The sequence below is a fragment of the Streptomyces sp. NPDC005181 genome (assembly GCF_040608395.1).
Taxonomy (GTDB): domain Bacteria; phylum Actinomycetota; class Actinomycetes; order Streptomycetales; family Streptomycetaceae; genus Streptomyces.
Map to the genome: position 1 here is coordinate 1 of NZ_JBEXID010000130.1, position 13,547 is coordinate 13,547.

General features: G+C 69.0%; 13 protein-coding genes and 2 tRNA genes. 11 read left to right on the top strand and 4 right to left on the bottom strand.

Annotation, left to right across the window (positions count from 1 at the left end; translation table 11 throughout):
• Positions 1-101 precede the first annotated feature (101 nt).
• Positions 102-779: a GAP family protein gene (locus ABZV38_RS36765; protein ID WP_356332827.1), complete on the bottom strand. Its 678-nt coding sequence runs from the start codon at positions 777-779 to the stop codon at positions 102-104.
• A gap of 775 nt (positions 780-1,554) precedes the next feature.
• Between ABZV38_RS36765 and ABZV38_RS36770 the strand changes: the two genes are divergently transcribed.
• From ABZV38_RS36770 to ABZV38_RS36780, 3 genes are all read left to right on the top strand, one after another.
• Positions 1,555-2,145: a hypothetical protein gene (locus ABZV38_RS36770; protein WP_356332829.1), complete on the top strand. Its 591-nt coding sequence runs from the start codon at positions 1,555-1,557 to the stop codon at positions 2,143-2,145.
• Between the two features lie 114 nt (positions 2,146-2,259).
• Positions 2,260-3,612 carry a Dyp-type peroxidase gene (locus ABZV38_RS36775; protein WP_356332831.1) on the top strand — a complete coding sequence of 451 codons (1,353 nt, stop codon included), beginning with the start codon at positions 2,260-2,262 and terminating at the stop codon, positions 3,610-3,612.
• 55 nt (positions 3,613-3,667) lie between these two features.
• Positions 3,668-4,813 carry a catalase family protein gene (locus ABZV38_RS36780; RefSeq protein WP_356332833.1) on the top strand — a complete coding sequence of 382 codons (1,146 nt, stop codon included), beginning with the start codon at positions 3,668-3,670 and terminating at the stop codon, positions 4,811-4,813.
• A gap of 813 nt (positions 4,814-5,626) precedes the next feature.
• Here the strand turns inward: ABZV38_RS36780 and ABZV38_RS36785 are convergent.
• Together ABZV38_RS36785 and ABZV38_RS36790 are read right to left on the bottom strand one after the other, a co-directional pair.
• Positions 5,627-6,283 (bottom strand): SDR family oxidoreductase, encoded by a 657-nt coding sequence (locus ABZV38_RS36785; protein WP_356332836.1) that lies wholly within the window; start codon positions 6,281-6,283, stop codon positions 5,627-5,629.
• Between the two features lie 34 nt (positions 6,284-6,317).
• Positions 6,318-7,595: an amidohydrolase family protein gene (locus tag ABZV38_RS36790; protein WP_356332838.1), complete on the bottom strand. Its 1,278-nt coding sequence runs from the start codon at positions 7,593-7,595 to the stop codon at positions 6,318-6,320.
• A gap of 333 nt (positions 7,596-7,928) precedes the next feature.
• Between ABZV38_RS36790 and ABZV38_RS36795 the strand changes: the two genes are divergently transcribed.
• The 8 genes from ABZV38_RS36795 (at position 7,929) to ABZV38_RS36830 (ending at position 12,748) form a co-directional block, all read left to right on the top strand.
• A tRNA-Thr gene (locus ABZV38_RS36795) sits at positions 7,929-8,001 on the top strand.
• 47 nt (positions 8,002-8,048) lie between these two features.
• Positions 8,049-8,121, top strand: a tRNA-Met gene (locus tag ABZV38_RS36800).
• Positions 8,122-8,210: 89 nt separating this feature from the next.
• A complete protein-coding gene (gene rpmG / locus ABZV38_RS36805; protein ID WP_003956487.1) occupies positions 8,211-8,375 on the top strand; it encodes a 50S ribosomal protein L33 in 165 nt (54 codons plus the stop codon).
• Between the two features lie 118 nt (positions 8,376-8,493).
• On the top strand, positions 8,494-8,946 hold the full coding sequence (locus tag ABZV38_RS36810) for a MaoC family dehydratase N-terminal domain-containing protein (protein ID WP_356332840.1): 453 nt from the start codon (positions 8,494-8,496) through the stop codon (positions 8,944-8,946).
• Positions 8,946-9,374 (top strand): MaoC family dehydratase, encoded by a 429-nt coding sequence (locus ABZV38_RS36815; RefSeq protein WP_356332842.1) that lies wholly within the window; start codon positions 8,946-8,948, stop codon positions 9,372-9,374. The genes ABZV38_RS36810 and ABZV38_RS36815 overlap by 1 nt, the downstream gene beginning before the upstream one ends.
• Before the next feature lie 161 nt (positions 9,375-9,535).
• Positions 9,536-10,084, top strand: coding sequence for a helix-turn-helix domain-containing protein (locus tag ABZV38_RS36820; RefSeq protein WP_356332844.1), 549 nt, complete (start codon positions 9,536-9,538; stop codon positions 10,082-10,084).
• A 75-nt stretch (positions 10,085-10,159) separates the two neighbouring features.
• Positions 10,160-11,620, top strand: coding sequence for an MFS transporter (locus tag ABZV38_RS36825; protein WP_356332846.1), 1,461 nt, complete (start codon positions 10,160-10,162; stop codon positions 11,618-11,620).
• 72 nt (positions 11,621-11,692) lie between these two features.
• A complete protein-coding gene (locus ABZV38_RS36830; RefSeq protein WP_356332848.1) occupies positions 11,693-12,748 on the top strand; it encodes a UDP-N-acetylmuramate dehydrogenase in 1,056 nt (351 codons plus the stop codon).
• Between the two features lie 55 nt (positions 12,749-12,803).
• On the opposite strand, the gene ABZV38_RS36835 is transcribed toward ABZV38_RS36830, so the two are convergent.
• Positions 12,804-13,439, bottom strand: coding sequence for an NAD(P)H-binding protein (locus ABZV38_RS36835; protein ID WP_356332850.1), 636 nt, complete (start codon positions 13,437-13,439; stop codon positions 12,804-12,806).
• Between the last annotated feature and the right edge of the window lie 108 nt (positions 13,440-13,547).

Here is a 13,547-nt window from a genome sequence, read left to right on the forward strand (position 1 = left end):
CGTCCTCATACTGGGCGTATTCGGGCGTTCCGACAACGCAGCGAGGTGCCGTAGCTGTCGTCGCGCGCCCGCCAGGGATTACGGGACAGCCCTTAAGCCTGTCAGGAGGTGAGGATGGAGATGCCGTCTCCGAGCAGTTTCAGCCCGAGGACGAAGAACAGGGCCGCCATGACGGCGATATTGTGCTGGGCTGCCCAGTCTTTCCAATTGCCGAGCGTGGTTTTGGCTCGCTCTCCCCCGAGTAGGAAGACTCCCAGTGGGGCCAGGAGGCCGAGGGTGGCGATCAGGACGAAGATTGCCATCGATGCGATCTGCTGCCCGACTGGCAGTCCGGCTGAGCCGATCGCGGCGCCCGCGGCGATGGTCAGCGGGGCGTTCTTGGCGTTGAGCGCGGCCAGGGCCAGTCCGAGTCCGAAGACCTTGATCGGCGCGAGGCGGTCGATCGCGCCCATCCACTTCGGCAGCTGAGCTTGCGAGGGATCCTTCGGGCGCCGGTGCCATTGCCGGGCGCCGAAGAGGACGAGGAGCACGCCCAGAGCGAGCTTGAGGGCTCCCACCCAGGTGGCCGGGTGATTGTGGGCGGATGCACCTGCGGGGGAAGCGATCGCCAGCATTACCGCGCCCAGTACCGAGAGTCCCAGGATCCAGCCGGCGGTGAACAGCAGTCCGTTGAGACGTCCCCGAGGCGTGGCGAGTATGAGGATGATGGCGATGATCGGGAGCGGGCTGATCGCGACGCCAGCCGCAAGACCCAGCACGTCACCGAGAACATTGCCCATGGTTACCTCCTGGTGGGTGGGTCAGGGCGGCGATCGAGCTGAGCAAGGCTTGGCGGGAGTGGGTGACCCAACCGCCTGGGCGGGCAGCCGTGGGACTGTCGTGGACATGCGCCCGGCTTGCCGGGGAGCCCTGGGCCGGGGGCGTAGCCTTCCCGGAAGCGGTCCCTGTGAACGGCGAACCCCTCGGCGGTCAGCACTCATCCCGCAGCGTTCCCAGACGTTCCGGACTGCTGAGCGCCTCGTCGCTCGAACCGCCCTACGGTGCAGTGCAGTAGGGACTGCGTCTGGGCGGGGGCGTTACGCGGTCGGCTGCGCCGCTGTAGTCACGGCCACGCGGAAGCGGCTGCCCGAGAACGTGACGACGACGTACTCGGCACATCTCAATTCCATCTTCCTGCGCCTTTCCGGATCTGTCCTCGGGAGCTCCTCAGGGCGCAGGGACCCTGGCTTGCTGGCCACCCGCATGGCTGCCTTCCCGGAGCTGGACGGTAAGTCGGCACCCGAGGCGGCTTTCTTGCTCGGCATCGTGACGTACGCCCCTACGGTCTGTCGGGCACGGACCGTAGCCGGTCATTGCGAGGGGAGTCGTGAAGTGATCAGGCTGGATCCCGCTGTGGTGGAGCTTCTCGGGAATCCGCCCCCGGGTGATCACATGACCCATGGCGGGGGGTGCGAGGCGGTGCGTGTGGAGTAAGGATTAGTGGTGAGGGCGATGGCGCCTCATATCCGAGCGCTTGGCGACCCTCGGACCCATCCGTGGCAGGTGAATCTCACGATGACTGCGACGACAGGTGCAACCCAATCAGCTCAGCCCGAGCGCCCGGGCAGGTCGGATGGGGTCTGTAGCGAGTTCACCGTCTTTACCAAGATCAAGCCGGGCCATGCTGATGCGTTGCGTGAGGATCTCGTCGCGCTCGCCGACGCGGCGGCTAACGAGAACGTCCATGCGGCGGTGCGCCAGATCGGCACCCTGCATGACGCACGGCACGTGATCTTCGACAACGACACCCGGTTTATGTTCGCCAGTGTCTTCGACGGTTCCTGGGACACGTACATCGACGACTTCGCCCAGACGGTAGTCGGGGCCCGCTTCGACAAGGTCTTCTCGCACAGCGAAGGGTTCCCCGGCGTCACTGACCCAGAGGTGAAGGACTGGTTCGTCGCCCAGCAGGAGCCCGCGGGGGTCTTCGTCAGCGCCTATCCCGATCTGACCGTTCAGCAGATCTATAAGGACCAGCGCGTGGACGACGCGTTCCAAGCGGTGCTGGACACCCCCGAATTCCGGGCGGCGCTGGACAACCCAGCCAACGCCGAGTTGCTGGCCACGCCGGCCTTCCAGAAGCTGATGGAGGAAGCCGCGGCCTAGAACCCGGACACAACCAACCCTCAGAGCCAACCCAACATCGGTAAGCCGCACCGGGCGCGGGTCGGCCTCTGCAGGTCTGCCCAGGCAGAGGCCGATATGGAGGCACAAGCGACCATGAACACGGCGGCAAGCAGCAGCGCAGCCAGCATGCGCGTAGAGATCGACGACGTCCAAAGCGGGGCACTGCGTCCACGGCCCGTGCCGTACGAGGGAAAGTTCATGTTCCTGCGCGTCGATGACCGCCATGCCGGGCGCGCCCTGCTGCGGCGGCTGCTCCCGTTGACCTCGGGTGGTCTGCCCAGCGTGGACCCGAGCCAGGACGCCTGGGTGGCTGTGGCGTTCACCTACCAGGGACTGGAGGCCCTGGGGGTACCTCAGGAGTCGCTGGACAGCTTTCCGCGGGCGTTTCGTGAGGGCATGGCCGCCCGGGCGGAGCTGATCGGTGACGTGGGCGAGAGCGCCCCGGCCCACTGGGAGGCACCGTTTGGAACGGGCGACGTTCATATCGCGTTGAGCGCCCTGTCTTCCAATGCGGCGCAGCTGGGCAAGGAGCTGGAACGGGCCCGCGTCGCCTACGAGGACACGCCCGGTGTCCAGGTGATCTGGCAGCAGGACGTCCACCAGCTCCCGACCGGGCGCACCACCTTCGGATTCCGCGACGGCATCAGCCATCCCAACATCGAGGGCGTCGGACTTCCCGGCTCCAACCCGCAGGAAGTCCCCATCAAGGCCGGTGAGTTCATCCTGGGCTACCCCGACGAAACCGGCAGCCTGCCGCCCATGCCCAGCCCCGATGTGCTGGGGCGCAACGGGACCTACGTGGCCGTTCGCAAGATCCACACCAACGTGGCGGCCTGGCGCCGATACCTGCGCGCGAACACCTCCAGCGCCGAGGAGGAGGCACTCCTGGCGGCGAAGATGGTCGGCCGCTGGCCCAGCGGGGCGCCACTGACGCTGACGCCGGAGCACGATGACCCGGAGCTGGGGACCGATCCGCACCGCAACAACAACTTCCTGTACCGGGAGAACGACGACCGAGGGTTCCGGTGCCCCGCCGGTGCGCACGTCCGGCGCACCAACCCCCGCGATGCCACCATCATCGGCGACGCACGGATGCACCGCCTCATCCGTCGCGGCACTACCTACGGCCCGCCGCTGCCAGAGGGCGTGCTGGAGGACGACGGCGCCGACCGCGGCCTGGTCGGAGCATTCATCGGGGCCCACCTGGAACGACAGTTTGAATTCATCAAGGCCGAGTGGGTCAACGACGGCAACTTCATCGGCTATCCCGGCGAGAAGGACCCGGTAGCCGGGCACCATGACGGAACCGGCAGCGCCACGATCCCGGAGAAGCCGGTCCGGCGCCGCCTGCAGAACCTGCCCGGCTTCGTGGTCACCCGAGGCGGCGAGTACTGCTTCCTGCCGGGTCTACGCGCCCTGCGCTGGCTCGCGGAGCTGGAGGACTGAGGGCAGTTCCTGCCCCCTGAGGCCCCACCACGGTCTTCGAGAAGAGGTCGACGTCATGGCAGCACAGTTCGTCCCCTACACGCCGGACGTCGAAGACGACGACCCGCACTTCGAGCAGAACCTGCAGACGGTGATCGAAAAGACCGAGAGCTACATCGCCGAGTCAGTCAAGGCCGGTGGCACCGGACGGGCCCTCCGCGACGCCCACGCCAAGGGCTACGGGCTGGTCAGAGGGGAAGTGGAGATCCTGGACGGGCTTCCCCCCGAGTACGCCCAAGGAATCTACGCGACTCCGGGAACCCACGATGCACTCATCCGCTTCTCCAACGGCTCGCCTCACGCTGGAGCCGACGCGCGACTGGGCAGCGCCACCGGATTGGCGCTGAAGATCTTCGACATCGACGGCCCGACCCTGCTGGAAGACGAACCGGACACAGGCACATTCGACTACGCCAACATCAACGCACCGATCTTCTTCTGCAACACAGTCGAGCACTACCTGTTCATCCAGGACTTGTTCTTGAACGCGCCGGCCTACTTCTCCCAGGGCCGACCCGGCACACATCGTTTCTTTACCGAGTTCGTGACCGGAAAGGGAACCCTGGACCAGGACAACTGGGCATGGGATGAGTTCCTGGCCTTCCTGCGCCTGTCCAAGATCCCCCCGGTCAACGTACTGCTGTCGAGCTACTGGACAATGGGCGCCGTCCGGCACGGGGACTACATCGCCAAGGTGCGCATCGCCCCCGACCCGCACTCCGCAGCCGCGGTGGTCCGGCGCGCCATCGACCCGGCCTCCGCGCCGGAGGTCTTCCGACCGGCCCTGGTGGCCGAGCTGCAGGAACGGTCCTACGCCTTCGACATTCAGATTCAGCTCTGCACCGACCTGGAGCGGATGCCGGTGGAGGACACCACCGTGGAGTGGCCCGAGCAGCTCTCGCCGTCCGTCACAGTGGCCAGGCTGCGGTTGCCGCAGCAGGACATCTCCGGTCAGGACAATCTGGAGCAGATGGACGCGCTGTCCTTCACGCCCTGGCGGGTCATCGCCGAGCACGCGCCGCTGGGCAACATCATGCGGGCCCGCAAGGAGGTCTACCGGCGATCCTCCATCGAGCGCCACAAGCTCAACCAGCAGCCGCGCACGGAACCCCGCAGCGCCGACGAGGTACTTGGCCCGGCCCAAGGAAGCCGACTGATGTGACGGCAAGCGCCCACGGGCGGTGTGCGCCCCAGCCCGGGGCGAGGACGCGGTGCGGTTTTTCCTTCGGGGCGAAGCGGCGTGGTGGTGGCGGCACGGAGACCGCCACGTCCGCCCGCACGGCATCGGCGGCCGTGACGCGCAAGGTGGGCGGGAGAGCGTTCCGGTCACACTCGATGGCATGGTCGACGGCGCTGTGCGCGGCCGATTCCGTAGTGCCGGTCTGCCCGATGAAGAACGCATGGTTCGTGGCCGACAGAGGCACCGGCGTCGGTATGCGCGGTGCCTCCCGCTCCACGTCGAAGAGGTCGCGGGGCGGCGGCTGCCCGGTGTCCAGCGGTCGGCCGGTCCTGCGCCGGTAGGTGCGGCCCGTGACGGGGTCTTCGCACGCCCGGCTGCGCGGAGTTGGCGCGCGGCCGGTTCGTCCCCCATGCAGGCGACGCGTGACGAACCGGCGGTGCCTGCGGGGACCCCGGAGGCACCCCACAGTCGCCGGCAGGCCGTGAAGCCCTGGTTGGACAGCTTGGCGACGGTGGGGTGGTGTCCGAAGTGAGGGGCGCCACCGGTGCCCGGTCCCAGTGGGCGCCGATCGTCGTCTGCCCGGCTTCGGGGACGAGACTGCTCAGCCGGCCCACGCGTTGGACGAGTTGGCGTGCGGTCAGGTGTTCGCCGGTGCCTTCATGGAGGTCACGTGCGACGCGGCAGGTGGCCGTGCGGATCAGGGCTGCCGTGCGACTCACGCTTCCTCCTCCCGACGGGACCGGACAGGTTCCAGGCAGCCGGAAGTCGGGCGGCGACCCTCCGCACAGCCGACCCTCAGTTCCCCGCGACGTCCTTCACCGCCACCATCACCGGTACGTTCCCCGAGATCAGTTCCAGCGTCAGGCCCGCCGTCGCCGGGGTGTCCAGCAGTTCCAGCACGGCTGCCGCCACGTCGTCGCGCGGTACCGGTCCGCGTCCCGTCGAGACGGACAGCTGGACCTGGCCGGTGCCTGCGTCGTTCGTCAGCATTCCGGGGCGCAGGATCGTCCAGTCGAGTGCCGTCCTGGAACGTACATACGCGTCGGCGGCGCCTTTGGCTCTCAGGTATGCGTCGAAGACCTCGGTGCCCGGGTGGTCCGGATCGGCGCCCATGGACGACACCGCGATGTAGCGCCGTACGCCGGCCCGTTCCGCGGCGTCCGCGAAGAGCACTGCCGCGCCGCGGTCCACCGTGTCCTTGCGTTCCGTACTGCTGCCAGGGCCCGCTCCGGCTGCGAAGACCGCCGCGTCGGCGCCGTGCAGGACCTCCGCCGTCTGGTCCACGGTGGCCGATTCGAGGTCCAGGACGACCGGTTCGGCGCCGGCTGCCCGGAGGTCCTCGCTCTGTTCCGGATTGCGGATGATGCCTGCCGCTTCATCTCCGCGCGCAGCGAGCAGCCGCTCCAGCCGCAGCGCGATCTGACCATGTCCACCTGCGATGACAATGCGCATGGTCACGACCGTACGCCGCAGCGCGCCGCCTCGCTCAAGGCCCGCCGCCCGGACCGGAATCAGGTCGTCCCTGGCGCGGCAGGTCGAGGGCCACGACGGCCTCCGAGTCGCAGTACTCGCGTACCGCGCTCGTGCGTGCCACTACGCGTCCGTGGTGCACGACGATCCGGCTGTACGCGAGGGAGAGCACGCCCGGGAGCTGTTCGCCGCGTACGGCGAGGAGTTCGGCCGGGAAGCCTGCTTCGACACGGACTTCGGGCAGTTCCATGGCCTTTCTGGCGGCGGTGGACACCGTGTCGTACGCGTCCTCGGCCCGTAGTCCGCTCTGTGAGGCGAGCAGGTAGGCGGCCTCCAGCGGGTCGCCTCGGCCGACCGGGTTGGCGACGTCGCGCAGTGCCCCGCTGCCGGCCGCGACGCGTACTCCGGCCGCGCGCAGGAGCCGTACCGGTGCCGTGCCTCGGCGTTCCGCCCCGCAGCAGCCGCCCTGGGGGAGGCAGATCACGGTCACTCCGGCGGCGGCGAGCTGATCGGCGGCGCGGATCGTGGTCTCCGGGGGGAGGTGGGAGAGGCCGGCGCACGGGCCGATGGAGACTCGGGGCCGCAGTCCGGCTGCCATGGCGGCGAGGCGGGTGAGGCGTGCGGGATCGTCACCGTCCGTATGCAGGTCGACGGGGCAGCCGTGTTCGGCGGCGATGTCCAGGACTGCTTCGGCGTATCCGGCCGGGTCGGGGTCGAGGTCGGGGCAGCCGCCGACGACGCCGGCGCCCATCTTCACCGCGTCGCGGAGCATTGCGAGGCTGTCGGCGCCCGCGGCTCCGGTGAGCAGGCGGGGAACGGCGACCGGGGTGAGGTCGGTGAGCCCGCGCAGCGAGTGGCGTGCCTGCAGCATCGCTTCGAGCGGGGCGAGCCCGGTCGCGTCGCCGATCCGTACGTGCGAGCGCAATGCGGTGGCGCCGTGGCCGAGTTGCAGGAGGGCGGCTTCGGTGGCGCGGCGCTGGATGTCCTCGGGGTGGTGCGAGGCGGGTCCGGGGCTGCCGGGGCCGGCGCTGTCGGCGGTGAGGGCGGTGTCGCTGTGGGCGTGGGGTTCGGCAGGGGCGGGGAGCAGCAGGTAGCCGCGGAGGTCCACGCGGGCGCCGGGTGCGGTCAGGCTGCCCGCGGTGCCGACGGCTTCGATGCGGCCGCCGCCGAGCCGTACGTCCACGATGCGGCCGTCGGTGAGACGGGCGCCGCACAGCACCAGCGGGGTGGCTTCGGTGGTGCTGGTGGCGTCGGCGGCGGGGTCGTCCGGCTGCCGTGGCTGGCTGTCGGGCATCGTGCTCCTGAAGGGGTTGCAAGATCACGCAGAGTGAATCGAGCCTAGGGGCGTGTTCGTCCTGGTTCGAGCAGGGGCGAAATAGTCGTACCGGTGTGGCCCGGTGCGACGTACGGGGCCGGTGCGGGCGGCCGGGGCGGTCGGTGCGGTGGCCGGACCGGGGGTGGCCGGGGGCGGATCAAGTCGCTGATCAGATGGCCGATCCGGCCTTCGACCAGCTGTGGACGAGTGGTCGATCACAGGGATCGGGGCGGTCGCGATCCATGTCTCGGCGGGGGGCTCCGAAACGGATTTGGGCGATCGGCGAGGGACCGTGTAATGTCTTCATCGCTCGCCCCAATAGCTCAGTCGGTAGAGCGTCTCCATGGTAAGGAGAAGGTCTACGGTTCGATTCCGTATTGGGGCTCTGGTGATCGGAGAACCCCGCTTCACGGCGGGGGGATCCGGCATCAAAGCGGTGTAGCTCAGTCGGTAGAGCAAGCGGCTCATAATCGCTGTGTCACCGGTTCAAGTCCGGTCACCGCTACTTACGGTAGCCGATTGTGGGGTCGGTCCTTCGATCGGCTACTCTTTTTTGCGTTCACCCGTCCATCCGTCCGTCCAAGGAGCACTCACGTGGCTGCCACCGACGTCCGCCCGAAGATCACGCTGGCCTGCGTGGAGTGCAAGGAGCGGAACTACATCACCAAGAAGAACCGGCGTAACAACCCGGACCGTCTTGAGATGAAGAAGCACTGCCCGCGCTGCAACTCGCACACTGCGCACCGCGAAACCCGCTAAATCAGGCTCGTACACGAGGCCGTCCCCACTGGGGGCGGCCTCGTGTCGTTGTATAGGGCTGTTCTGTGCAGGGCTGCTCTTCGGCCCATTCGTCTTTCCATCAGGAGGTAGCGAGCCCATGGCGCTCGACCAGTCCTTCGTGGGGCGGACCTATCCGCCCACCGAGCCGTACGAGGTCGGCCGGGAGAAGATCCGCGAGTTCGCCGAGGCGGTGGGCGACTCCAATCCGGCGTATGTGGATCCGGCGGCTGCCCGTGCACTCGGGCATTCCGATGTGATCGCGCCGCCCACCTTTGTCTTCTCGATCACTTTCAAGGCCGCGGGGCAGGTGGTGCAGGATCCGCAGCTGGGTCTGGACTACAGCCGTGTGGTGCACGGTGACCAGAAGTTCGCGTATGTGCGTCCGGTGCGGGCGGGGGACCGGCTGACGGTCACTTCGACGATCGAGGGCATCAAGTCCCTGGCGGGCAACGACATCCTCGATGTCCGGGGCGAGGTCCACGACGAGGCCGGCGAGCATGTCGTGACCGCGTGGACGAAGCTGGTGGCGCGCGCCGCCGAGGAGGCGTGATGACGGCGAAGGTTGCGTACAAGTCGGTCGAGGTCGGTACGGAGCTGCCGGCGCAGTCGTTCCCGGTGACCCGCGCGATGCTGGTGCAGTACGCGGGTGCCTCCGGTGACTTCAACCCGATCCACTGGAACGAGAAGTTTGCGCGTGAGGTCGGGCTGCCGGATGTGATCGCGCACGGAATGTTCACCATGGCCGAGGCGATCCGGGTGGTCACGGACTGGGCCGGGGACCCGGGTGCGGTCGTGGAGTACGGGGTCCGGTTCACCAAGCCGGTCGTCGTGCCGAACGACGACAAGGGTGCGCTGGTCGAGGTCAGTGCCAAGGTGGCGGCCCTGCTGGACGACAACCAGGTGCGGGTGGACCTGACGGCGATGAGTGAGGGCAAGAAGGTGCTGGGCATGTCCCGCGCCGTCGTGCAGCTCGCCTGAGCCGCTGAGCGTTGTGCGTAAGGGGCGCCCGCCCGTGGTGGGTGCCCCTTACGCATGCTGCGTGTGTCTGCGCCTCGGCCCCTTGGGTCGCTGTCGGGAGTGCGGTCGCGCACCGCTTGACCAAGTTAGTGATTGAGTACTAACTTAGCTGCGTGGCCAGGATGAGTGCAGAAGAGCGGCGCGAGAGCGTCATTCGCGCAGCGATCACCGAGTTCGCCCGCGGCGGGTACAACGCCACCTCCACGGAGGCGATCGCCAAGCGGGTCGGTGTCTCGCAGCCGTATCTCTTCCGCCTCTTCCCGAACAAGCAGGCCATGTTCCTCGCCGCCTCCGACCGCTGCCTGGTGGACACCCGGAAGGTCTTCGCCGAGGCCGGTGACGGCCTGGAGGGCGAGGAAGCGCTCCACGCCATGGCGACGGCGTACCAGCGCCTCATCGTCGACGACCCCGACAAGCTGCTGATGCAGATGCAGACGTACGCGGCGGTCGCTGCGGCCGAGGCTGCCGGGGACCATGAGTTCGGCGAGTCGGCGCGGGCCGGCTGGCTGGAGATGTGGGACGAGATCCACCTCGCGCTCGGCGCCGATGTCGGCGAGACCACGACCTTCCTTGCGTACGGCATGCTCATCAACACCCTGGCCTCGCTCGGCTTCCCGGCCGACCACCGGGTCTGGGCCGGTTTCTATCCCTCGGTGCGGCCGACCGTCTGAACAGTGCGACCCGGGTTCGGCCCGGTTTCCTGCCCATCGAAGTTAGTCATTGATAACTAACCCTCAGGGGGAGCAGTGAACCAGCAGACCACAGGCCGCTCAGGCGCGGCCTGGGCCCTCGTCATCACCAGCGTCGCCGGCTTCATGGCGGCGCTCGACAATCTCGTCGTCACCACCGCCCTGCCCTCCATCCGCAAGAGCCTGGGTGGCGAACTGGCGGAGCTCGAATGGACGGTGAACGCGTACACCCTGACCTTCGCCGTCCTGCTGATGTTCGGCGCGGCCCTCGGTGACCGGTACGGCCGGCGGCGGCTCTTCCTTGCCGGGCTCACCGTCTTCACCGGCGCCTCCGCCGCCGCGGCCCTGTCGTCCGGGATCAATGAGCTGATCGCCTTCCGGGCCGTTCAGGGGGTCGGTGCGGCGATCATGATGCCGCTGACGCTCACCCTGCTCACGGCCGCCGTGCCCGCCGCCCGCCGCGGCATGGCGCTCGGCATCTTCAGCGCCGTCACCGGACTTGCCGTCGCCAGCGGGCCGCTGATCGGCGGCAGCCTCACCGAGCACCTCTCCTGGCAGTGGATCTTCTGGCTGAACGTGCCGATCGGCCTGGCCCTGCTGCCGCTGGCCAGGCTGCGCCTGGCGGAGTCGTACGCCCCGAACGCCCGGCTCGACATCCCCGGCACCCTGCTCGTCAGCGGCGGCCTCTTCGGCATCGTCTACGGGCTGGTCAACGCCAACGCCGACGGCTGGACCAGCCCCACGGTCCTCACCTGGCTGATCGCCGGTGCCGCGCTGATCGGCGGCTTCGTCCACCACGGCTTCCATGCGAAGAACCCGATGCTTCCCATGCGGCTCTTCCGCAACCGCGGCTTCTTCGGGATCAACATGGCCAGCCTGCTGATGTTCCTGGGGATGTTCGGCTCGATCTTCCTGCTCAGCCAGTACTTCCAGGGCGTGCTGGGCTACTCGCCGAGCGAGGCCGGGCTGCGCATGCTGCCCTGGACGGGCATGCCGATGCTGGTCGCCCCGATCGCCGGATATCTCTCCGACCGGTTCGGCGGCCGTCCGGTCGTCGTCACAGGCCTCGCGCTCCAGGCCGTCGGACTGGCCCTCTTCGCCATGGTCATCGCCCCCGACGTCCCGTACGCCGCCCAGCTGCCCGCCCTGGTGATCGGCGGCGTCGGCATGGCGCTCTACTTCGCGCCGGCCGCCAGCCTGGTGATGTCCAGCGTCCGCCCTGCCGAGCAGGGCATCGCCTCCGGCGCCAACAACTCCCTGCGCGAGGTCGGTGGCGCCCTCGGTGTCGCGATGCTGGCCACGGTCTTCTCCGCGCAGGGCAGTTACGGCTCCGCGCAGTCCTTCACGGACGGGACCGTTCCGGCAGTCTGGATCGGCGTTGGGGTGGTGGCGCTCGCCGCGGTCGCCGCCCTGCTGATCCCGGGCCGCCGCACCGCACCGGCGCCCGGGGCGGACTCGGCTCCGGACCCGGAGGCGGGTGCGGAGCCGGCCGAGGGGCGGGCCCCGGTCGCCGCCTGATCCATGGCCCTGTACGTACGCGGTCCGTGGCCCCGCCCGAGCAGTGCGGCCACGGACCGTACTCTTGTCCCCGTGCAGGAACTCCACGACGCCCCCCTCGCCCCCCTGACCACCTTCCGGCTCGGGGGCCCCGCGGCCCGCCTCCTCACGGCGACGACCGACGCCGAGGTGGTCGCAGCCGTGCGTGAGGCCGACGACAGCGGCACCCCGCTCCTGGTCATCGGCGGCGGCAGCAACCTGGTCATCGGCGACAAGGGCTTCGACGGCACTGCCCTGCGCATTGCGACCAAGGGGTTCGAACTGGCCGGCACAACGCTGGAACTGGCCGCCGGAGAGGTTTGGACGGACGCCGTCGCCCGGACCGTCGAGGCGGGTCTCGCCGGTATCGAGTGCCTGGCCGGAATCCCCGGCTCCGCGGGCGCGACGCCGATCCAGAACGTCGGTGCGTACGGTCAGGAGGTGGCGTCGACCATCACGGAGGTCGTCGCCTACGACCGGTACACCCGCGAAACGGTCACCATCCCGAACGACGAGTGCGCATTCTCGTACCGGCACAGTCGCTTCAAGGCCGAACCCGACCGCTTCGTGGTGCTGCGTGTCCGGTTCGAGCTGGAAGACGCGGGTGGTTTCTCCGCGCCCCTGAAGTACCCCGAGACGGCCCGCGCCATGGGCGTCGAGCAGGGCGAACGGGTGCCCGCGGCGGCCGCTCGCGAGACCGTGCTGCGGCTCCGCGCCGGCAAGGGCATGGTGCTCGACCCGGAGGACCACGACACCTGGTCGGCGGGCTCCTTCTTCACCAACCCGATCCTCGACGGCGCGCAGTACGAGGCGTTCCTCGCCCGCGCCAAGGACCGGCTCGGCCCCGAGGTGGTGCCCCCCGCCTTCCCCGCGGGTGGGGGACACACCAAGACCTCGGCGGCCTGGCTCATCGACAGGGCCGGTTTCACCAAGGGGTACGGCACCGGCCCCGCCCGTATCTCCACCAAGCACACGCTCGCCCTCACCAACCGGGGCGGGGCGACCACCGAGGATCTGCTCGCGCTGGCCCGCGAGGTCGTCGCAGGCGTCCACGACGCCTTCGGTGTCACGCTCGTCAATGAACCGGTGACGGTCGGCGTCAACCTCTGAGGCCCGGTCTTTCGAGCCTTTCGAGGACCGGCGCGAGGCGTACGGGGCAGCGGCGTCAGTAGGCCACGCCCACGCCCTGCTCGACCGCCGCCGGATCGTCGATCAGCGCCAGCATCGCGTGTGCCACATCGGCCCGTGAGATGGATCTGCCGCTGCGCGGGTTGCCGCCGTAGACCGTCCGGTACGTCCCCGTCAGGGGCCCGTCGGTGAGCTTCGGCGGCCGCACCGACGTCCAGTCCGTGGCGCTGCGGGCCAGCGCGGCCTCCATCAGCGTCAGGTCGGCGTAGACCTCCTTGAGGATCGCGCCGATCGCCTTCAGCATCATCCGGTCCAGCAGCGGGTCGTCCGCGGGCTTCGGTGCCACCGGGGCCGCGCTCACCACCAGCAGCCGCCGCGTCTGCTCGGCCTCCATCGCCCGGAGTACCGAGCCGGTGAGCCGTTCGGTGATCCCGTCCGCCTTCCGGCCGCGTGAGCCGAGACCCGAGAGCACCGCGTCCCGCCCGGCGACCGCCTCGCGCAGCACCTCCGGATCGTCGATCCGCGCCGCGGTGTGGACCGTGACGCCGGAGAGCGGAACCGGCAGCCGCGCCGGATCACGGACCACCGCCGTCACCTCGTGGCCCGCTGTCACGGCCTGGCGGACGATCTCCTGGCCGATGCCGCCTGTCGCGCCGAACACCGTGAGTCTCATTGCGCACCCTCCCACCTGAGTTCCACAGTTGGCGGTGCCGACTAGGGCACGAATATGTAGGTTGACCTGCGGATATGCCTGTGGGCACGCCGAAGTGGCGTGTCACTA

What these genes read in the sequence shown, in the direction of transcription:
- ABZV38_RS36765 (WP_356332827.1), bottom strand. Translation starts at nt 779, where the DNA reads ATGGGCAATGTTCTCGGTGACGTGCTGGGTCTTGCGGCTGGCGTCGCG.
- ABZV38_RS36770 (WP_356332829.1), top strand. Translation starts at nt 1,555, where the DNA reads ATGACTGCGACGACAGGTGCAACCCAATCAGCTCAGCCCGAGCGCCCG.
- ABZV38_RS36775 (WP_356332831.1), top strand. Translation starts at nt 2,260, where the DNA reads ATGAACACGGCGGCAAGCAGCAGCGCAGCCAGCATGCGCGTAGAGATC.
- ABZV38_RS36780 (WP_356332833.1), top strand. Translation starts at nt 3,668, where the DNA reads ATGGCAGCACAGTTCGTCCCCTACACGCCGGACGTCGAAGACGACGAC.
- ABZV38_RS36785 (WP_356332836.1), bottom strand. Translation starts at nt 6,283, where the DNA reads ATGCGCATTGTCATCGCAGGTGGACATGGTCAGATCGCGCTGCGGCTG.
- ABZV38_RS36790 (WP_356332838.1), bottom strand. Translation starts at nt 7,595, where the DNA reads ATGCCCGACAGCCAGCCACGGCAGCCGGACGACCCCGCCGCCGACGCC.
- ABZV38_RS36810 (WP_356332840.1), top strand. Translation starts at nt 8,494, where the DNA reads ATGGCGCTCGACCAGTCCTTCGTGGGGCGGACCTATCCGCCCACCGAG.
- ABZV38_RS36815 (WP_356332842.1), top strand. Translation starts at nt 8,946, where the DNA reads ATGACGGCGAAGGTTGCGTACAAGTCGGTCGAGGTCGGTACGGAGCTG.
- ABZV38_RS36820 (WP_356332844.1), top strand. Translation starts at nt 9,536, where the DNA reads ATGAGTGCAGAAGAGCGGCGCGAGAGCGTCATTCGCGCAGCGATCACC.
- ABZV38_RS36835 (WP_356332850.1), bottom strand. Translation starts at nt 13,439, where the DNA reads ATGAGACTCACGGTGTTCGGCGCGACAGGCGGCATCGGCCAGGAGATC.